The sequence below is a fragment of the Klebsiella sp. WP3-W18-ESBL-02 genome, from assembly GCF_014168815.1.
In the GTDB taxonomy this organism is placed as follows: Bacteria; Pseudomonadota; Gammaproteobacteria; order Enterobacterales; family Enterobacteriaceae; genus Kluyvera; species Kluyvera ascorbata_B.
The window spans coordinates 88,750-109,233 of record NZ_AP021973.1 but is presented as its reverse complement, the minus strand read 5'-3'; the positions used below and the strand labels follow the sequence as shown (position 1 = coordinate 109,233).

Here is a 20,484-nt window from a genome sequence, read left to right as displayed (position 1 = left end):
GCCTCGTTCAATGCGTGAGGTAATGATTAATGGCATGTTCAACATAGCCAACAGATTTACCCACCAGGTGTGCAAGCTGCTGCACATGATGATGGTGAACTTCACGGCACGGGCCAAATGAAGTGGTGTAGCGATACCAGAGGCTGCGGCCTACAGAAAAAAGTTCTTTCTCTGTCTGCGGGCGAACTGGATAACAAACAGGACGTGCAGATGTAGTGCGACGAACGTTATTTCGTACTTGATGAATTGCAGTATTCATAAATCACCCCGCGTATGTTTTTCGTTTTGTTTACTAACTTCAGTTAAACACACGCTGGGTGGCTGACGAATAGAAAATCCATAAATAAATGAGCTAAAGATTTAAGCTCTTTATGAAAGAATTATTCTGGGGTTGGAAACCAGATAATGTCCGAAATAGGCTTATTGCCCGTCAGTAAAGCGAGGCTGGAATGCAGTTCTTTAACGACCTGCTTATTATCCTGCGTTTGCTCAAGTGCGGTTATAGCCTTTAGCAGGGTATTTGCCACAGATGCTTTAGCATATGCCTGCGGTGAGCCGATTAGCACCTGACGCATTAGCTCCGCATTGTTAGAAGCCAAATAGCCTTGCTCCTCGGAAATTCTTTCTGCATCGGGTGCTGAAATAACCAATGCGGCAAGTTCGTGATCGTTTGCATAGTTGATAACATCAGATAGCATTTCGAGAGCTGTGGTATCTGTCATGATAAAGCCGTCAGCTACCCACTGAGGAGCAACATCGAAGCGAACTACCCAGGAATAAGGTTTAACGTTTGACATACAGAGACCTCATTAAAGAGAGATATAAGCGTCGGGATTTTCTTCAACAGAAAGAAACTCAATATCTTCGAGATGCATTCCTGCATTACGAATGCCTACCTCGGATAACCACGACAGTATTGTTTCATGATCCGGTTCACCAGAAAAATCAACAAAGGCTGGAAGAGCCCAGTCGGGTGTATAGCCAGCGCTATACATTACAGTGGCAGTAAAGCGCCCAATGTGGGGAATTTTGAAAAGGATGGATGCCTGCTCAGGGGTATTAATTACCATGCCGTGATGATAGACGACATCCCAGTTTACCCCATGCTCCCCTGTATTTCCTCGATAGAGATGGTGGCGGTCAACGGCCCAAAGGACACCTTCGCTATCCAACCAGCAGAAATAATTATTATCTGGGGATAACGTGATCCCAAGGTTCATTAACTCTGCCACCAGCAAGCAAGGGTTAATATCAGTTACAGTTTTAATAATCGTCAGCCCCATCTCGGTTCCGGTAGTAACTGTCAGTACCTTGGAGGCACTGATCCAGAATTGATAACCTGCTTCTTTAGCCTTCGCGATTAAATTAAACATTGTTGCTTCCCATTGAATGGCAGTTAGGTCAATAACAACATGAGGCTGGTGGGTGACAAACAGGGAATCTGACGATATTTCAAGAAAGAATTTAGCGATGAGAAATGCAGGGGGAACAATATGGTCTGTACTTGCCAGCGCTTCGCTCGGCCAACCCCTCGACAGCCCGAAAACAAGTTTCGGTCTGCCTCACGGTTATCTACTGACAAAGGCGGGGATTATTCGGGGTACTGTATGAACTACACAATTTCAATCGGAACAAAAGAAAGCAGCAACCCCTAAACAAATGATTGAGAGTAACCAGAAAAAGGCGAGTACTACTACAGCGCTTAAAGATAGTGGAACGGTTTTTGATAGCATAACGCCCATACCTACACCAAATGAACATAGTGCGATAGATCCTAATTTCAATTTGCTCTTATACGAAATTAACATTGGCTTCTCCTCAAAATAGGTGTGGTGCTTGCCAGCGCTTCGCTCGGCCAACCCCGAGACAACCCGAAAGCAAGTTTCGGTCTGTCCCGGGGTTCCGGGTAACGGCCAGACTTACCGCAGATCTTCTTTAGCGTTAATCATATGACATATGAATAAGAATTAATCACGATACAACTGGATAAAACTCTCCACACGGGTTCCATCACAATAGCTCGGCCAGGCGTTCATCACAGGTAGTTCTTCTGTTGTGAATCTTCCCAGTGCGAGAGCTACAGAATACCAGACCGGGAAAATCGTATTGGCTGATGTCATATTCCCATTGTTGATTAACTCATAGAGTCCGCGTCCATTAGCCCATGCACTTTCTGGTGTATCACCGGCAAGGTAGTTATCCACCCAGATGGATGGTGACAGAGCCTGACCTTTCGCCAGTCTCGCTAACAACTCGTACCACTTCAGATATTCCGTGGTTCGCAGTGAGAGAATCGGGATTCCGCCACGTCTTAACAGTGCTGCCGCAGAACGTGAGTCTACCGGTGCGGCAATTCTATCCAGGTGGTTACGGGCTTGCTTTATCCGTGCTGATATTCCCGCAGGGCTCACTCGGGAGATGTATTTCTCCACCGTCTCAGTAGCTTCAGCGATATCCGGGGCCAACGAACCATCAACATGGAGGGGACATAAAACAAGGCCGGTATCATCGTGAGTCACCCAGGCAGAATTGTCAGTCGGGTTCCTGACGATAGACAACGACTCACTTTGACCCAAGATCGTTAACCTGAATGACTTAAGCCTTTCGGCTATCCAGCTGCCTCCATCACCAAAAACCTCAATGCGCTCGTGACTCATACCGCATCACCTCTACAAGTGCTTTACATTCAGACCTAATCATAACGGCTTCCCCGTTCGGAACAAAATCAGGGCATAGCCAAACCATACTCAGGAAATTTACAGATATGTCGATCTACAAAACGCGCTCAAAACGCTCAGGCGCGTTTTAATCAATCCGATCGTGAAAATACCAGGGGGATAAGCTCAGAATCGTTCTGAGGCGATTCTGGCGTGGTTTTATCCCAATAACGGATCCTTTTGCGAATACAGATCGGTTTACAAGGGAATTTGGCTGGTATGAGACGGAGATGATCCACTTTGATAATCTGAGCGATAATTTGTTAATGGTTTCGTTTTGTTTACGCGTGTATCGGGAGGGAAGTTATTCCGAACGAGGGTATCGACTTCATATTGTCCGTTTCGATAGCCGATCACAATTTCTAAGCGGTACTCGCCGCGACAAAAACCCCCGGAGGAAAACCATGTTGGTTATTCACTTTTGGTTTTCCCCGGCGATTAAAACCAGGGCAACCTCCGGTTGCCCATAAAAACCCCCGGAGGAAATTCATCTTTCCTCCGACATCGTGCGGTTTGATTATTACCATGCTCAACCTCCCGATGTAAAAATAGAGAAAACCGACGCTATCGCTTCCGCTTTGTTTACCTTCCATATTCGCGCCCGCGAAATAGTCCGCTGCATTCCCACCCGATCATACCCGGGCGAAAACACTCGCGATCATATTGCGATCATCCTGATTCATTTCCGCCGCGATAAGTCCGCTATCGCCTGAAGGCTCACTAACAGATCGCCTGAAGGCTCACTAACAAAAATACCAGGTCATCGCCTGGTATTCATGTATATCCGTTATGTTTACTCCAGAGCGGTTTGTATTTCTAAAGCTGTTTTCTTAGGTGAGTTATTCGAAGTGAAAGTGCCTGCCGAATTGCACGGTTTTTTCGTAACTCATCACGCAACCAAATAAGCTGACCTTCATACAGTTCGATAAGCGCAAGTTCTCGCTGGCTTGCATCCTTAAATTTCGCTGGTGGATATGATTCGCCTTTGTTGAGAGGTAGGTATTTGGGAACGACACGATCAATGCCTCCACCAGCTTTGCGCAAAGGTGTCAATCTGGCCCAGCGGATCCTGATAGTTGTTCCTTGCCTGGTTACGTTAAAGCTGTACCGTGCCTTTTCGTCATCAGCAATAGCTTTGTCCCAGTATTCCTCCCGAAGACTATTGGCCTCGTTAAACAGAAGTTCTGCGGCTGAATCAACCGCATCACGAGCCTTTTCCAGATCATTGATGTACCCGACGAGTTGCATAAAACCACCTCGATGTTTTTTGATTAGGACTTAACCCCAAAAAAGAGAATCTCTATTATTACGCCAGAACTCTATGTTTCTGGAGAAAGAGAAAACTCCTTTTCAGGTTCGATTTTTAGTTTTCAGTTCCAAAACAGGAAAGATTGATTCTCCAGTTAAGTATCTTTCTGGGTGTTCTCATTTTTTGCATGTTTCTGGAGAATACAATGGCAATCTGGTGATTGAGCTATTAATATCTATCTGTACGGGTACTTTTATCAAGCCATTTTATTTTAATCAAGCAGTTTGCCAATCTCTATATGATATGGCAGAAAACTACGTTTCTGGGCATTTCTGATTTTTAATAGGTTTCTGGGGAATATAATGGAAACTTACTTCCCCTAATGTAGAGGCGATTAACGGGATGACGCCCACCGCTGCACAAACCTCTTAGTAAACGATTATGTAGAGTCGCTATATGATATGGCAGAAACTTATGTTTCTGGCTTTTCCACTTTTTGTTACCTTTCTGGAGAATACAATGGCAAACGCAGCTGAAACTTCCATCACCTCCCTCCGTCTTCAGGATCAATCCTAAATCACAGTAACTTCATAGTGATTTATGTCACATTTTGTAGGTATATATACTAGTTTGAGAGAGTTTTTTTGGGGGGGAAGTGAAGGGGAGATATGCATATTTAAGTGAAATTATAACTTGTGCTTAAGTAAAATTTTCACGAAGTGTACCCTTGAGTAATCGCCACAACATACCTTAATTCACCTCACCGAAGCATGTGTTTTTAGTATATATACTCCGCGAAATCCCCAGGCGGAAAGCCAATCTAAATGTGTTGCCCTCATACATTACCACCTAATTTCCTCAGTCTGATTTAGGTTAGGGGTTAAGGTTTTTAGGGCCGGATTTAGCCATATATGACGTCCAGTTTCATGCAGCATTTATGTACATATCTGACATTTTAAACGTCCGTATCTAGCCATTATTAATGTCAAAAATGGGGACGTTTTGCCGATAAAAAAAATGGTAATCGATGATCGTTTGAATACCATGTTACAACTTGTTAACGGTTAATTCCCGACGTTGACAGAGGGAGGCCACCTTTCTTTACGTTAGTGCGAACCCCTTTTTGGCGCTCAAATGTTATCGGAGTGGCAGTAATTCATTTTTAACTTGCAGGGTTAACGAATGAGCAATGACAAATTGGTTGTCTGCGGAATTGATATTGGATACAGCAATGTAAAAATTGCTGTAGGGGATTCAGCGGATGACAAACCCACAGTCAGTATTTATCCGGCCTACGCTACGAATGAGCCAGTAGATGATGTGCGGCTGGTAAAGCGTAGCTGCGAACATGAAGTGTTGGTGTACCCAGGAGGTAAAGAATGGCGGGCTTTTACCGAACGCCCCGATGCGCGTGAGCTGCATGACCGTTACCACATGACAGAAATGTACCTGGCACTATATCTGGCCTCACTGGATAAAATCACTGCTAAAGCAGGCAATGAAATCGACCTGGTAGTAACTGGTTTACCTGTCCGTCTTGCTAATGAAAGTGAACGCGCGAAACTGACTGCGAGGCTCACCGGTACGTTTACTATTGCGCCAGGAAAAACAGTGACTGTTAAAAAATGCCTCGTTCTTCAGCAGGGCGTTGGTGTCATCAATGACATCGTTAACAGACCGGGCCTTATCAGTCAGGAAGAATTAGAGAAGTCGACCATTCTCGTGGTTGACCCTGGCTTCTTCTCGATGGACTACATCGCCTTTAAGAGCGGAAGCAGGGTATCAGGCTCTTCAGGTTCATCATTAAAAGCAACCAGTGCAATTATCGAAAGCATTGTGAACCGCCTTAATGCCGATAACCCGGAAGAGCGAATTGATGATCTACCAGAAATTATTGAAATCGCTCTCCGTAACAATGAGCAGTCTTTCTTTAATGGGTTCCGCCACATTTCCCTACGTCCTCTGCTTGAAGAAGCTATTCCCTCCATCGCCAGTGATGTAGTCAAAGAGTTGCGAAAATCGACAAGGGTTCTCGGGCCAGTCCATATCATTGCAGCTGCCGGTGGTGGGACAAGGTTCTACGAACAGACCATACGAGAAGAATTCCCCCGAGCCAGGATCGTATCGAGCCCGTTGCCTGTTGCCAGTAATGCCATTGGTTTCTGGAACTATGGCGTTGACTTGATGCTTTACGGCGATGATTGAGCAAAGGGGGTTTCATGCAAGTTCGAGTGACGATTAATCCAATACTGTTTCCAGAGCTGATTAATTATCTGGAATCAAAACAGTCTGGCCAGCGCAGCAGTTCACTATTGGCGCTGGCAAACCGAGCATTGCTAGCAGGTGACAGTTTTATACCCGGTATCGTCCGTGAGACTTCAAAAAAACGTAAATCAGAACAGAAGAAATCAGTCCGTGGGCCGAATACAGAAAATGAGACTGGTCTGATGACTAGTCAGAGAGACGGCCACTTACCCAAAGTAAATGAGGACACTGAACCAAAATTTCGTCACGTGGTTAGCAACGATATAGTCAATACAGGCCCGCCATTTTGTGTGGGCAGTGATATTCAAGAGTTCGAAGTTAAAGATGACCAGTTATCGACGGCGAACCTTACCAGTAAGCCTGAGATTGCTGGAAAAATACCGGATCCCAATCCTGGAGATAAATCGGGCGTTGGGGAGACAGGCGACAATCAAGATAGCGGCGTTAATGAAAAGGTTACACCAAGGCGTGTTCGCATAAGTTGATGCCGTTGTAGGGTTTGTGGGGAGGGGAAATGCAGATAGCAACGAAGAGTTTGGTGCTCGCTTTACTATGTGCTGCTTACTGCACGAGTACGAACGCCAGGCTTGTAGATCTTCGTGGCACTTCTTGGGAAAAGCATTCCCAGAAAGAGTGTGGCCTCGATCCGTACCTTCTCTACGCGGTGGCACTCACCGAGAGTAAAAATAATGCAGGAACCAAGGGGTATGTTGTTCCCAGCCCCTGGGCATTGAACAACTATGTTTATGGGTCGTATTACCCGACAAGTTATGAAGATGCAAAGAGAGCGCTAGCCCGCTATCTCTCAGCCACTCCGGTAACAGATATTGGAATCGTTCAAATTAATTTTCGTTGGAACGGACAGTATGTTAACCATCCTGAAGAACTCCTGGATGTCGATACAAACATCCGAATCGGGGCAAAGACTTTGTGTGCAGCCATCAAAGCTAACCCTGGCGATATAGAACTGGCGATAGGTGGATACAACACTCAAAACCCTAAGTTGGAAGGCAAGGCTCGTGAATATGGTCAGCGCGTATTACGCGTATGGAAGAGGCTTATCGAAAATGATTAATCAAAATTTGTATTTTCTACAGACTGCCATCTCAATTATTACCCGTGCGCAATCGTTGTATAAAAGCCCTTTTGAGTTAGCAGAAGGAGACCGGGAATTTTTGATAGAGAAATCTAATCAGGCCAAGCTCGCTTTATCGATGGAGAAGTATGACTTGCCCATCTTTAATATCTGTCATGATCCCGAGCGCAAGATATCTACTGAGGTAGAAAAATTCGTTCGTCATGACTCATACATCCTACGGCTTGCCCTGCTGGTATTCAGTGTTCGTGTTTTCATTAATACGGGGACTGTTGCCCAAACGTTCTACTGGTTTGATAATGAAAAAACCGTACAGCTTGTCGAACGTATGGATGATGCACAAACAATCGATGCAATCATAACCGGCAAAATATATTTTAAACCTATTCGTCCATTTGCCGATTTAGTAGATTGTGACTTCAGTACAGTTATTGGAGCCCCCAACCCAACCTTAGAATTAACAGGTTACTTACAGTCGCGCTATTCTCATTGGAGTAATTGATTATGAAGGCTGCTCTTGTCCGGGATGAAGATAAATTTGCTTTAACACAGAAAATGGTAAAATTAGGATTTCGTAGAAAGATCATTGTGCATTCGCTTAATGCAAGTGACCGTGTTATTGATTTTTTGCGAAAAGAGTTCCATCTGAGTGATGTATCAATCGGACGACTTAAACATTCAGAGACGCTGCTCAATACGACACATAAAAAGGTTGAGGCAACCAATTTTATGAGCATCTATCTGCGTCGTTCGAAAGACCCAAACAACAGTGACAACATCGTTGATGTGGTGAGTGCGTTCGAAATCTACCGGGAACTAAACCTTAAATTCCGCCCGGAAGAAGCCTCGAAAATGATGATTGATGCCAACGAGGCCTGGACTCTTGCTCGTGATTTTCGAGCTGAAGAAATACGTATGGTAAGGTGTTACCGTTGCGATCTTTCATTTATTTCACCGCAGAGTTGTGACCGTCCACGGAAAAAACATATTTGTCCGTTCTGCTCTGATACAGAAGCTGAAAATGAAAGCTCGTAAGTGACTAAGTTAAATTTCATAAAAAAGCCCGTTTTAACGGGCTTTTTTATTGCCTGGATACTTCGTCACGTGAATGAGTCGGGTTAGTATTGAATAACAAACCTACTGGTGTCCCAAGGAAAATAAAATGAAGAAAATCTCTGGTCTTGCTTTGGTATCGCTGATGTTAGTTGGTTGCGCGGCTTCTCAACCACCAGCTATGCCGGTTGACAGCAATCCATCTGATGCTTTGAAATTTGCCCGAGCGATGGATTTACGTCAGATCACCGATGCTGGCGATCAATACCTTATCTATAACGGTTTCGCGTCCAATGGGCAGCTTGTCCCTCTCAAAACCCCGGTTAAGGCTGGTGAAAAAGGTGTAACCAACCTGGGAGGTAATGGAGTGGCCGATGTGGCTGCGGGCTTCGCGACACACACATCTTTCATCCCTGTGCTGTCTGTTTTAACGGCCCAACAGCCTACTGCTATTGTTGATGGCGTGGTGCGTGTCGCGTCATGGAACGGTAAATCTCAGGAAGATAATGAGCGTGAGGTCAATGCGATTTTCTGGAAAACACTAACCCGGATGGATGGATACAAAGTTGGTGGGATGTGTGAGGGGAAAGGCGGTGCTGTTGAAAATGCAGTTCGTCGGAAAGCGACGAACGGTGATTGGGTATCGTATGCTGATATAGCTCCAACGTTGCCGAAACCACCTATCAGCACCAGCGGTCAGGTGACATTCATTATCGGTAATGACTGCTTCAACCTCTATGCAACACGAGCCTCTAACGTAGGTCTGGTTAAAGAAATGAGTAAAGAACTGGGTGCTCAGCGGGCTCTGTTCTTACCAGGCTCTCCTGAACATGAACCAATGGTATTCAGTGACGGTAAGCAATACCTGTTCAGAAAGTAAAAAAAAAGCCCCGACATAAAGTCGGGGCTTCTTATCCTGCAAAGCTATTGAGTTTTCAAAACAGCCTCTGTGCTAGATTTCGCCGCATCAACATCGATACTGTCAACACCGCTCTGGAATCGCTCCAGGGAGTTCTGGCGAGATCCATCTATATTCAATACGTTTCCTTTACCGGTTATCTTATCCAGATTTATTTCCGACGCTTTAGGTAAAAGTTTCGCCTCGTAAAGTGAACCAATCCACTCTGACAAATCGAGTTTGTTAAAATCAATCCGTCCAAATTCTTCTAACGTCAGTGGTCGACAATCCGGGTTCTTTTTATCCCCCCAGCCGATACCTAACATTGGTCTCCCTTGTTCCTGAATGATGCGACCAATCTGAGAATCAAACGTGCAATAACTTGACCGTTTCTCGATACAGACACCCAGAAACTTTGTTTCACACCAGCTGGATATATGCACGGCCAATTTTGTTTCTTTCTTAACGGCAAGCTTAAATTCATCAGGAGTACAAGCCCAGATGATGTTGACCAGTATATTAGCAATCTGGTACGCCATGTAAGCATATCCAACCACGGATATTGCCGAAACAATAGTTGACGACAATTGAACAGATGTAGCCAGGCCAGACGATGTTACGGCTGCGCCACCGCCAGAGGCCGCACTTTCAAATATCAGATTCGTCGCAGCAGGGCCGAAGGTATCAAGAGTCCATTGAGCAACTTGTTTCGTCAGCGCTCCTATAGCCTGATTCATCAAACCGGACAAACCTGCTTCTGTAGCTTGCTGAGCCGCTTCAGTACCTGCCGACCCAACCAGACTGTTGAAAGCGGAAATAGCTGGTCGAGTTATTGTATCGATGGCATTAGTCATAAGTTCGGAACCCATGTCAAAAATACCTTTTCCCTGTTCGAACATACCGGCTTTTACAGAGACAGCATCAGCAATTTTTAGAGTGTAGTAGGACAACTGCAAATACTGAATCCAGCTGACATCTACGGGCTGATCACAACAATCCACCCATCCCCCCATCGCCGATTTACATTGTGCAGACTCACCTTTAAAAAGAGTGCAGGAACGGTTGGTTTCGTCAGTATCATCGCCACACTTCATTTCATTCAATGCGTAAGTTGCGGCCTGAAGAGTTGCAACTGCTTTGTTGAAATCGCCGCTTGGTTCAGCAGAAGGCTGTAGGCAAGACCCATTAAGGCATTGCACAGCGCCAGGACAAGTATAGGTATCGGTGGAGGAGGTATTGGGTACAACGACATCCGTTCCGCAATCCCATACCTCGGTTGCCTGCCAGCACCCATTTTTGTCACCCTCCGCACCTGTTATGCAAGTGGACTTAATGAATTTACATGCAGTGTTTGCATCGTACTGCTTGCAAGTATTGTTAACGCCACCGTCGGTTCCGCAGTTGGAAACTACCGTTGCAGACTTACAGAAAGGTGAGAGACCTCCGATCGGCGGCTTAGCAAGCTGGTTTTCGCAGATACGTGCGCCATTTATGGTTGCGCACCCATTTGCATCAGGAATGACTGTCTCGCGGCAGGTTACCGTGTAATTCTGGCAATACCCGGCGTTGATGGCCTTCAGCAACGTATCGAATTGTTCAGGTTTATCAACAGTCCAGGCGTTATCCGAGATAATTTTGTTTGGGTCAAAGTAAATATAAATGAGAGCATAACCTTCGCCGCTGCCAGTCACTGACACACGGTTTTTGAAATTAAGAACGCCATTTTGGGGGGTATTTCGGATTTGTGCTGTTACATCTACATTAATCGACTGATCCCAGCTTGTTTTTAATTCACAGGCTCCTGATGTCTCTGGCGGGAAGACGTTTAAACCTTTTGGCCCTGCCCAAACCAAACTACCCCTATCTGTACCACCGACATAAATCTGCATGTAATCATCCCATTTAGCCCTGATGATCTTGGCGCTGGTAACTGCCTGGGGATTGTAGACAGTGACGGCCATTGCCTGTTCAAATATTGTGCAGTTGCCGTCCCAGTAGTTATCACCGACAGTCCCGAGCCAGAGTTCGATGCAGTTAGTGCCGCAAGAACCGATGTTCGCCGCGCCACTATAATGCGAGAGCATACCGGCAACGTAAGGATGGTAGAGGGTGAATGTGCCGCTGACACTTGTGGTACGGGTACATTCGCGATAATCAGGGATATGGTTGACGGTGTCCTTATTCGTCATGGTCTTGGTCATAGAACAATCACCAAGATCTTGCATGTACTTATCCTGATTCTCCAGGAAGTCTTTATGGCCATCAAAGATGGAATCATCAGGTTTAATGTTTGCTGTAGTTTTCGTTGAGCCCACCAGCGTTCGGTAAGCTTCGCCGCGCAGTGAATTTTCGGTTTTCAGATTGGCGTTGGTTGTATTGCCCAGTTTTAGCGTGTTGCTGTCATCTCCGTAGGTTCCTTTCAGGCTATCCAGTGAAGTTGATGAACCTTGATTTGGATAAGCAGAGTTCAAATCAACGGCCTGGCCTTTTCCATACTGAACCGTACCATTTGACGTAGCTGAAACTTGCGGCAGTGTTTTATAGAAATTAGTGGCAGATGTAACGTTTTCCTGGGTCGTTGCTGAAAAGGCATACGGCACGTAGGATACAACACCAAGGTGACATAACATCGTTATTGTGCAGAGTGGTCTGTAAAACCATTTTTTGCGGAAAAGGTTTTTCATTCTATGATCACCTTTGTCGTGGTTACTGATTATGAAATCAGAGATCTCGGTAACTAAATTTCGTCAGCCAGCATTTCTATGCGAAGCTACTAAAATGAAGGATTAAGCAGGCAGCGTATTAAACAGACTGGTTTCAGACAATAAAGAAGGACGGCAAAACGAGGGTGTTTTCAGCGTCTTGAATATTACCGACTGGAGGTACTTATGGACATGTTTGGTATTACTGGCCTTATCCCATTATCGGGGCCAAGCGATTCAGATTATGGTGGTGGAAATGGTAAGAGGGGACGTGGAAAAAATGGCAGAACGTTCAAGAGCAAATGTGAGCGTATGTGGGAGTTTTATATTCTGCTCTATTCTTTACTGAGCCTTCCTGTCGTATACATGTTCGTGACCACATAAGAGCCCTGCAAGATTGCAGGGCTTTATTGCGAATCACTTACTCGATGAAATTATCATGTCGTCATTTCCACCACTATGACCTCCATTGTTCTCTTTATTACGTGGATGCACAGGTACATACTCCTGATGCGACTGGGTTGCACGTGCAGGTGGCGGATCACTGAACATTGTACCTCCGTTATTTGAATCACTATGACCACCAGCGCCTTGGGTATTAATGTTTGTTGTCTCAGACCCACCATAGTTTGAGTTCTGGTTTAAACCATTATGACCTTCAGCACCTTGGGCATTAACGGTCATTGTCTCAGCCTCGCCGTATCCCTGGTTGTGGGTTCCCATCGCGTAAGGGACGCCATCACCCACAGCAGAACCTCCATTTGATGCCTGATGCATCCCTCCAAGGTTGTTGGCCATGCCACCGGTGTTGTATTCGTGGGTTTGGCGATCGGTATTCAGTGCAGTAGTAGCCTGTTGAATAATGGAGCCATCATTGGCTGAACGGTCTAAACCGGCATTATCAATACGGGCTGCAATACCACGGGCAAGAGCAGTATTTCCGCCCATAACCGTTCCATTGTCATTTTGACCACCCGTCGCGAGTTGAATACGTGCCATCATGTCACTGCGGGCCTGGGAAAGTTGTTGCTCAGACGCTCCAGCTTTAGTCATGGCGTAGTAGTTCACAATAGAATCTCGCGCCGCTTCGCGGTTTGCATCTCCACCAAGCGGAATTTCCCCAGCGATGGTTCTGGCCTGATCATGTACCTGTTCATATACCGGGCTTTCTTTGAACGCATTACTGACATGAGAAACGAGTTTATTAAAATCGCCAGTAATACCGCCAAGATTATAGTGGTTGTTTTCGAAATCATTTGCGGCGGTGTTACCCGCTTTCGTCATGACTTCACCCTCATTTCCCTTGTGAATTTGCTCAACTGCACCGCTATTCTGTCCCCCGACAGTATTAACCTGGCCTTGCCCATAACCATCAGACGATGACGCATGTGCTTCACCAAGCGCTCCGTAAGATCGGCCTGTTACTGCATTAACGGAGTTGCCAACGTCCGCTGCACCAGCAACTGCGCGGCCACCAGCGCTTTCAGCTCCACCACTCACGCCACGGTATTGCTCAGATGCAGTTGTCGTCAGTACTGGGCTGGAATCAGCGTTAATGAACCCGGCTTTGGCAGCTACTGCACCGGCAACACCAAGTTCACTGGCTGCTTTGAATTGAGCAAAGGTATGCGCGTCTTCGTGAGTCATACCTAAAGAGGTCAGGCTCGCTGCATCACCGGCGATTTTGCTGGACAGTTCCGGGTGCGCCGCGAGGGTTTGAGTCAATGTTGCTTGTGCATCATGATTACGACCAATGGCTGTAGCAAGTTGCGCAGCATTCATTGTCTGGCCCATTGAGGTACTTGAAACGAAGGAGTTTGCTTCCTGGAAGTTCTTTTGTGCGGACTGCATTCTTTGATTTGCCTCAGCAAAAGAACGAGTCGATTGAGAACTCTCACCTTCTTGCGATAAGGACTGGTACATCGCACTTGCTGCGGTATTGACGATGCGTGACTGGGTCGCACTGTCTATTTTGTGCGACGAGGCGCTGTCTGTAGAACCGTACTTAGCACTGTTGTCATTACTCAGGCCACTGCTTTCTGCCTCTGAACGTGACATTCCACCTTTAACACCAACACCAGCACTTGAACTTCCCGCACCGCCACCGACACTCACATCACCTTTGGCGATAGAGACAAGCGCCTGCATATCAGAAATACCTTGTTCTTTAGCCACAGAACTGACAAGGGCACGATCTGAGCTGCTCAGGCTGGCAAATGCTGCATTGGAAGCGTCACTATAAACTTGCGAATGTCCACCAGAATTCATGTTACTGGCCACCTGGCTAATCATTGCTCCAGATTGGGCAGTCAAGGAACTGGATGCTGAATCTAGTTCTTGCTTAGCGCTGGACAGGTTGTGAGTAGCGACCTTTTTCATGTCAATGGCAGGGAGAGTGCCAGAAGACCCACCCATGATAGTTCCTTGTGTTGGGTTAAATTCAACATCGGAACCACGACTGTTTATCGCAGGAGCGTTGGTGACATCAGGTGCGAGAGTTTTAGTATCGGCAGCTGAAGGTGCTGCTGCTGAGCTTGCAAGAGAGTTAAAGGCAACAGAACTGCCCCAGACAATGAATCCACCCAGGGCCGGGATCATCGCGTATAAATTACCAGCAAGACCTATACTTTTTTGAGTCTCAAACAGGAGCTGATAAAGCTGAGCAAAGCTAAGTCCGCCAGAACCCGAACTGACAAGAATTTGGCTTGACGTATCACGGATACTGTTTAACACATACATGTTGACGACCGCTGCGAGGGGAAGCCAAGTCCATGTCCAGATGATAACGAGGAAGTACTTCATCACCAGTCGCAAACCCATAATACCCAGACCGAAAAGGAAGGCCATAAATGGTGCGAGTGCGTATATTATTCCCTGGAAAATCGGCATAAATGAACCCATCCAGCTCAAGAATGATGAACCAGAAGAAGACCATTGGAATGCCTGTTGAGTCATGGTTTGGGCGCGAGTTACAGCAGCAGTACCACGAAATGAGCTTTCGAGTCCGTACATTGGCAGTTCCCTGAAATGAGGGTACATGACCAACATCAATTGGAAATCACGAATATCAGTGCCACTTATGTTGAAGAAATTCAGTACTTCCTGGGCTTTTCCTGAACCTGAGCATGGCGCACCACCGCAAGTGCGCCCGGATGCGGTATAAGAGCTGGCAAAAGCTGAGTCCAGGCTAGAAGCGTTCTGGGTAGCGAGTCCTTTAAGTTTCGTGTACGCGTCAGAACAGGTATAAAGTGAGCCCCCATTTGAAGATTCTTCAGTACTGGTAGACCAGCCGCTACGTACATTGTCGTAAATAACAACCCGCTGGAAGGAATCGTTCGAGGCTAGCCCTGATACACCTTGATTAGAGCGATACATTGAAGCAAAGGTTTTAGACCCACGAATAATATCGTTGCCTACGCAGTTCTTCACATAGTTTGAAACGCTTGCGTCCAGATCACCGTAAGCACCAGTTTGACCCGTCCAGCGCATTGGCGTTTTCAATGTGTCGTATAAAGTGGCCAGAGTGAAAAGGGGATCCAGAGACCCATACTCAGTCATGCTTGGGACAGAAAATGCCTGCTCCATCTTCTCGGTAGTTGCATACCCAACAGTAGACAGTACAGATGCGGCAACGGCTAATCCCGCTGGTACATTATCAACAGCACGAAACTTACCCGTTGTAACATCTTCAATGTTGGTGCGCATCGATACACTGAAAAACAGGTAATACATCACGACGGCCACACACATATGAGAAAGGGATAATGATTTCCCGGCTGATATAGCAGCAGCAAGCACGACACAAATTACACCAATGAGTGCTGAAATCCTAAACAAGGATCCGTAAGTGCCATCATTCAATAACATGGCAACGGAATTGAATATATTATAAATAAATTCAATGTTGCCAACAGTATATACGTTCCATTCACTCATATTAAGTTACCTTGTTAGAGCGAGCCATCAAGAGAACCTTCAGATTCATAATGAACCTGCGGAAGCGTTGTCATATAGTTGCTGAATGATTCAGGTATACGGGCCTCGCCACCATAACGGGATATCATGGCGTTATAGGAGACATACAGATTTTGCCTTGCCTTTTCGATTAGCTCTCCAGCATCCTTATAATAAACTGACGCCGATTTATCATTTTCCTGCTGGAGCCGTGCGCCGGTCGCAGCAGCCGTAAGCATTTCGCTGAGGTAGTTATAAGCAGCTGAATAGGCTATGACAGGAGATAGTTCACGTATATAGGAATAAGATGCGGCTAAATCATGACGTGCAATTTGAGTCGCTTTACTGGTAGCACCAGCTACGTTGTAGTAGTTTGCTTGCCGTAATTTAGCATCCCCAGGGTTTGAACCAGTTCTGGCCGAGCTCAAATATCCGTTATCGATAAAGAAGAGTGTGATATTGGCAGCGAGACCTTTAATTATTTTGGTCTGTTTTTTGGGATTCTCACAAGTACTAGTCTGACCTGAACAAGACCAGAAATCGAAACTATCATCACCATTTATAAAAGAATCCAGGACATTTGAAGTTGCGAGTGGAGCAATCCTAACCACACTCTTTTTAGCTGACCCATCTTTATCTGTACCCAACTGGCTACCGACGATGATGGTGCCGGTCATAGACATAATAAGTTCTTTTTGCTCATCTTCGGAGCCGATGAATTGATTACTAAAGCTACCATTCTGGAGCAAACACCACACAATGTTACCGTAATCGTCACATGCCTTTCTTTTCCCTGCCTCTTGTTTTTGTACGTCGGGTGCTTTACCACCACCCATATTGCCCCACATGGCTTTAAATTGGTCTGAGAGGCCATCAGAGGACAGCTGAGAAGATACAGCAGCCTTTGCACTGTCACCAAATGCAGAGGCAGTGTCGACTAACAACCCCTTCGCTAACTGACACGAATTTGCGGTCAGATCGTTCATCTGCTGGATGATTGCCTGCATTTTCGAAATAGCATTATCCAGAACGGCATCCATAGCGTTCAGGGCCAACTGGAAAGCTAGACCGGCAGCATTAGAAGCAATATTACGTAGCATCTGGACGAACTGATCAGCGTTGATGAACGAGAATGACCCGCCGAAAAGGTCTATCCCTCCACATCCTCCCGACGCAGAAGGGAGACTAATACTAATAGGTGTCAATGTACGGAGCTTATTACGTAGAACAAATCCGCCACCGGTATATCCATCACGTGTAACGCTCTGATAATCACCGGGAGCTGTAACATTCGACATAGAGCCGAACATACTGTCTAGCTGAGTACTAATGCTGGTGGCCTCGCATTGAAAAGCTGTCAACCCGGAGAGGCAGATAGAAATTGCAAGAATGTTTCTACGGAATACATTCTTTATATTATAGTTGCGCGAAATCTTCATTTTTCCCCCGGGTTATTAGCATTTGGGTTAGGTGTCGAACCGTAGCCAGCTTTAGCTTGTATATATTTGATAAACTCATCAGGTTGTTGAGTTAGGTCTTTAGGCATGTCATTCAGAATGTTTGAGTCGATATAGCCGGTATCGTTATATGGCAAGGTGCTCTTATATTGCTGGTCAGAAATGATCCCTGCATCGTGGGCAATAAGGACTGTTCTTGAAATTAACTGGTCTGCACTGATAGGCCCAAATGAGACAATGCGTGTTGTAGATGGCGGGATTGCCAGAGCTATCGCAGGTGCGTTTGATATTTGGAGCTTTGATGCCTGGCCAGAATCAGGCCTCCAGTCCGGGTAAATATTCCCTGGAAGAGGTTTACCATCAAGTGAAATTGGGATGACCTTCATGTCTGTCATGAAACTAAACGTATTCATAACAGAAGCTTGCTTTACGCATATGGAGCAGTTTTCCCCACGGAAGAAGAAAAACAATCCTGCTTTTGTCGCTACGTCTTTTATGACCGTTCTCGAATTGTTTTCAGCTTCATTCGATTGATCCATTGCCCCAAATGTTGAGGTTGAGCGGCGGCTATTCTCATCTATGAGGGGGTCGGTAGAAGTAACCAACCTAGCCATATCAGTAAAGCGGCTGGCTTTATCCAGCATAATGCGTTGGGCCAGAAAATATGCCCTAACGTTTTCTTGGGTAGGATTGTCGATGGCCTGGTTGCGTAGTTTCTGAATGTTTTCATTAAACCAGGCTACGGTGAACGGAGCCGGGCCGGGCTTTTCAGTTGCGGCAGGTTCTGGAGTCGACTCCATAGGTGTTTGAGCAACCTGTTTAGGCGTTTCTTGAGGCGGTAAAGTCGGCGGAGGAGGTAACTTCACTGGCTTTTTCTTCACTGGCTCAGGTGGCGATTTACGCCAGAACCAACCTTCCTCTTTTCCATTCAGAAATGCCTGACCACCAGCGAGGTCGTCACTGGTGGTCTGAGGGGATTGAGACGTTGGGGTGTTACCCTCATCCGCAAGAACTGAGGTAGAAAAAGCAAATCCCACTAGCAGGGGAATAATGATTTTAGTTAAAAATTGATATTTCATCGGAATTACCCCCCCCTCTGTCAGGATAGTTGTCACCCCCATCGAAAATACTAATGACAAGATGGGAACAGATCGTGAAACGAATTTCACCAGAACGTAAATCGGCTGCACTGGCTAAATTACTACCGCCTTACAACATGACCGTCACCGCAGTTGCGCAGATGGAAGGGATATCGGAAGCTACCCTTTATTACTGGCGTAACAAGGCGAAAGCAGAGGGAATACCGGTGCCGGGTGCAAACAAAACTACAGACCAATGGTCAGCCGAAGCCCGGCTGGCTGTGATTATCGAAACAGCTACACTCAGCGAAACAGAACTCGCGCAATACTGCCGTAAAAAAGGGCTTTACCTGGAACAGATTAGTCAGTGGAAACAAGGCTTTTTGCAGGTGTCTTCGCCCACTGACAAAGCGGCGCTCAAACAAAGCCAGAAAGAAGTTAAACAACTAAAACGCGAACTGCTTCGTAAGGAAAAGGCGCTGGCGGAGGCGGCAGCGATACTGGTGCTGCGAAAGCAGTTGCGGGATTTTTACGGGGAAACCGACGAGGACGACTGACGCCCGGAACAGAGCGGCAGGCACTTATCGGTTACGTGCGGGACGCGATGGCGTCAGGAGCTCGGCTGTCAATAGCGCTGACGGAAGCGGGATTAAGTGAACGGACGTGGCGACGCTGGCAAACGTCGTGGGAAGACAAGCGTGTCAGCACGGTCAGGCCCTCCCCGGTGAACCAGTTAAGTGAGCAAGAAGAGCAACAGATACTGGCAGTGTGCCATCAGCCAGACTACGCCAGCCTCCCCCCGTCACAAATCGTACCGGCGTTGGCGGATAAGGGGATTTATCTGGCAAGCGAGTCAACCTTTTACCGGGTACTGCGTCGTCATGGAGAGGTGCATCGCCGGGGACGGCAACGGGCAGCGCAGAAAGTCACCCCGGCTACGAGTTGGCAGGCCAGCGGGCCGAATGAGGTGTGGACATGGGACATTACATGGGTTCCGTCAACCGTAAAGGGGCGCTGGTTTTACCTGTATCTGGTGGAAGACCTCTACAGCCGAAAAATCGTGGGATATGAAGTGCATGAAACTGAAAGTGGTGAGCAGGCGGCAGCCCTGATACAACGCACGGTCCTTCGGGAAGGATGCTGGCAAAACCCGCCGGTACTGCATGCGGACAACGGCGCGGCGATGAAGTCACAGACGTTGCAAATGAAGCTACACGAGCTGGCGATAACCCCCTCTCACAGCCGGCCGGGAGTGAGTAACGATAATGCGTATGTGGAGTCGCTGTTCCGGACACTGAAATATGTCCCGCAGTGGCCGTCATCAGGGTTCGGCAAGCTGGAGGAGGCGCGTGAATGGATAGAGGTTTTTGCTCAGTGGTATAACGAAATGCACAGACATAGCGGCATCAGGTATGTGACGCCGGGTCAGCGACATCGTGGAGAAGACGGTGTGTTGCTGAAAAATCGGGATGAGGTGTACAAAAAGGCAAAAGCGGAACGGCCTGAACGCTGGTCTGGCAGAACACGAAACTGGCATCCGGTAGGCAAGGTAATGCTGAATCCAGAACGGGAAAAACAGGCAGCCTAAATCAACCGGGGGTGCCAACTACCTTGACACTTACCGGCTCCTCAACTCCAGCATTTACGACATCCTGGTTTCCAGGGATGTAACGTGGCCAGCCTTCTACCTCTTTGATGTTCTTAACGATAACTCCTTCGAAGCCAAATTGATCTGCCGATATATCAACAATATGGAATTCATCGTTGTTGGAGATCTCACACCAGTAATGACCGAACCCGCCATACATAGTGAATAACCCGCCGTCAGATTTCCCATCGCCACCTCTAATCACAGCTGATAACCCTTTGCTATGTGCCAGACGAGCTAATAGCAGACTGGCAAATAGGCATGTGCCCGTTGTGTCATCGGTATCACAGTCAGCGAGGATACCGTTCAGTAATGCCCGTGCTTCAGTCGCAACATCATTAATGAGGTTTTTCATCAGGGTTACTT

At 46.7% G+C, this 20,484-nt stretch carries 17 protein-coding genes; 7 read left to right on the top strand and 10 right to left on the bottom strand.

Annotation, left to right across the window (positions count from 1 at the left end; translation table 11 throughout):
- Positions 1-7: 7 nt before the first annotated feature.
- The 5 genes from H7R56_RS25410 to mobI all read right to left on the bottom strand — a co-directional run bounded on the left by H7R56_RS25410 (position 8) and on the right by mobI (position 3,965).
- A complete protein-coding gene (locus tag H7R56_RS25410; protein ID WP_007372261.1) occupies positions 8-259 on the bottom strand; it encodes a hypothetical protein in 252 nt (83 codons plus the stop codon).
- Positions 260-380: 121 nt separating this feature from the next.
- On the bottom strand, positions 381-797 hold the full coding sequence (locus tag H7R56_RS25405; protein WP_016241566.1) for a hypothetical protein: 417 nt from the start codon (positions 795-797) through the stop codon (positions 381-383).
- A gap of 12 nt (positions 798-809) precedes the next feature.
- Positions 810-1,373 (bottom strand): hypothetical protein, encoded by a 564-nt coding sequence (locus H7R56_RS25400; protein ID WP_007372259.1) that lies wholly within the window; start codon positions 1,371-1,373, stop codon positions 810-812.
- Between the two features lie 594 nt (positions 1,374-1,967).
- The gene (locus H7R56_RS25395; protein WP_009652897.1) at positions 1,968-2,657 is read right to left on the bottom strand and encodes a hypothetical protein; all 690 of its coding nucleotides are present in this window, start codon (positions 2,655-2,657) and stop codon (positions 1,968-1,970) included.
- Between the two features lie 876 nt (positions 2,658-3,533).
- A complete protein-coding gene (mobI, locus tag H7R56_RS25390) occupies positions 3,534-3,965 on the bottom strand; it encodes a conjugative transfer protein MobI(A/C) (protein ID WP_016241569.1) in 432 nt (143 codons plus the stop codon).
- A gap of 1,183 nt (positions 3,966-5,148) precedes the next feature.
- Here mobI and H7R56_RS25385 point away from each other — a divergent pair.
- The 6 genes from H7R56_RS25385 to H7R56_RS25360 all read left to right on the top strand — a co-directional run bounded on the left by H7R56_RS25385 (position 5,149) and on the right by H7R56_RS25360 (position 9,260).
- Positions 5,149-6,171: a ParM/StbA family protein gene (locus H7R56_RS25385; protein WP_007372253.1), complete on the top strand. Its 1,023-nt coding sequence runs from the start codon at positions 5,149-5,151 to the stop codon at positions 6,169-6,171.
- A gap of 14 nt (positions 6,172-6,185) precedes the next feature.
- Positions 6,186-6,716 carry a hypothetical protein gene (locus H7R56_RS25380; protein WP_016241570.1) on the top strand — a complete coding sequence of 177 codons (531 nt, stop codon included), beginning with the start codon at positions 6,186-6,188 and terminating at the stop codon, positions 6,714-6,716.
- A gap of 29 nt (positions 6,717-6,745) precedes the next feature.
- Complete coding sequence (locus H7R56_RS25375; protein WP_016241571.1) at positions 6,746-7,306, top strand: transglycosylase SLT domain-containing protein; 561 nt, start codon at positions 6,746-6,748, stop codon at positions 7,304-7,306.
- The gene (locus H7R56_RS25370) at positions 7,299-7,829 is read left to right on the top strand and encodes a hypothetical protein (protein ID WP_016241572.1); all 531 of its coding nucleotides are present in this window, start codon (positions 7,299-7,301) and stop codon (positions 7,827-7,829) included. Before H7R56_RS25375 ends, H7R56_RS25370 begins: the two co-directional genes overlap by 8 nt.
- 2 nt (positions 7,830-7,831) lie before the next feature.
- Entirely contained in the window at positions 7,832-8,362 is a 531-nt protein-coding gene (locus tag H7R56_RS25365) for a FlhC family transcriptional regulator (protein ID WP_007372252.1), read from the top strand.
- A gap of 127 nt (positions 8,363-8,489) precedes the next feature.
- Positions 8,490-9,260: a putative periplasmic lipoprotein gene (locus tag H7R56_RS25360; RefSeq protein ID WP_007372251.1), complete on the top strand. Its 771-nt coding sequence runs from the start codon at positions 8,490-8,492 to the stop codon at positions 9,258-9,260.
- 44 nt (positions 9,261-9,304) lie between these two features.
- Here H7R56_RS25360 and traN read toward each other — a convergent pair whose 3' ends face one another.
- The 4 genes from traN to traF form a co-directional block, all read right to left on the bottom strand.
- A complete protein-coding gene (gene traN, locus H7R56_RS25355) occupies positions 9,305-11,962 on the bottom strand; it encodes a conjugal transfer mating pair stabilization protein TraN (protein WP_007372250.1) in 2,658 nt (885 codons plus the stop codon).
- A gap of 435 nt (positions 11,963-12,397) precedes the next feature.
- Positions 12,398-15,916, bottom strand: coding sequence for a conjugal transfer protein TraG N-terminal domain-containing protein (locus H7R56_RS25350; RefSeq protein WP_048213838.1), 3,519 nt, complete (start codon positions 15,914-15,916; stop codon positions 12,398-12,400).
- A 14-nt stretch (positions 15,917-15,930) separates the two neighbouring features.
- Positions 15,931-17,373, bottom strand: coding sequence for a conjugal transfer protein TraH (locus H7R56_RS25345; RefSeq protein WP_009653894.1), 1,443 nt, complete (start codon positions 17,371-17,373; stop codon positions 15,931-15,933).
- Positions 17,370-18,470: a conjugal transfer protein TraF gene (traF, locus tag H7R56_RS25340; protein ID WP_007372246.1), complete on the bottom strand. Its 1,101-nt coding sequence runs from the start codon at positions 18,468-18,470 to the stop codon at positions 17,370-17,372. Before traF ends, H7R56_RS25345 begins: the two co-directional genes overlap by 4 nt.
- A 74-nt stretch (positions 18,471-18,544) precedes the next feature.
- On the opposite strand from traF, the gene H7R56_RS25335 reads away from it, so the two are divergent.
- Positions 18,545-20,058 (top strand): IS3 family transposase gene (locus tag H7R56_RS25335; RefSeq protein ID WP_370673415.1). Its coding sequence is split into 2 segments (ribosomal slippage): positions 18,545-18,995 and positions 18,995-20,058, totalling 1,515 coding nucleotides; the frame shifts between segments, so codons are not numbered across the junction.
- A gap of 1 nt (position 20,059) precedes the next feature.
- Here H7R56_RS25335 and H7R56_RS25330 read toward each other — a convergent pair.
- Positions 20,060-20,473, bottom strand: a complete 414-nt coding sequence (locus tag H7R56_RS25330; RefSeq protein ID WP_182928838.1) for a hypothetical protein — start codon at positions 20,471-20,473, stop codon at positions 20,060-20,062.
- Positions 20,474-20,484 lie beyond the last annotated feature (11 nt).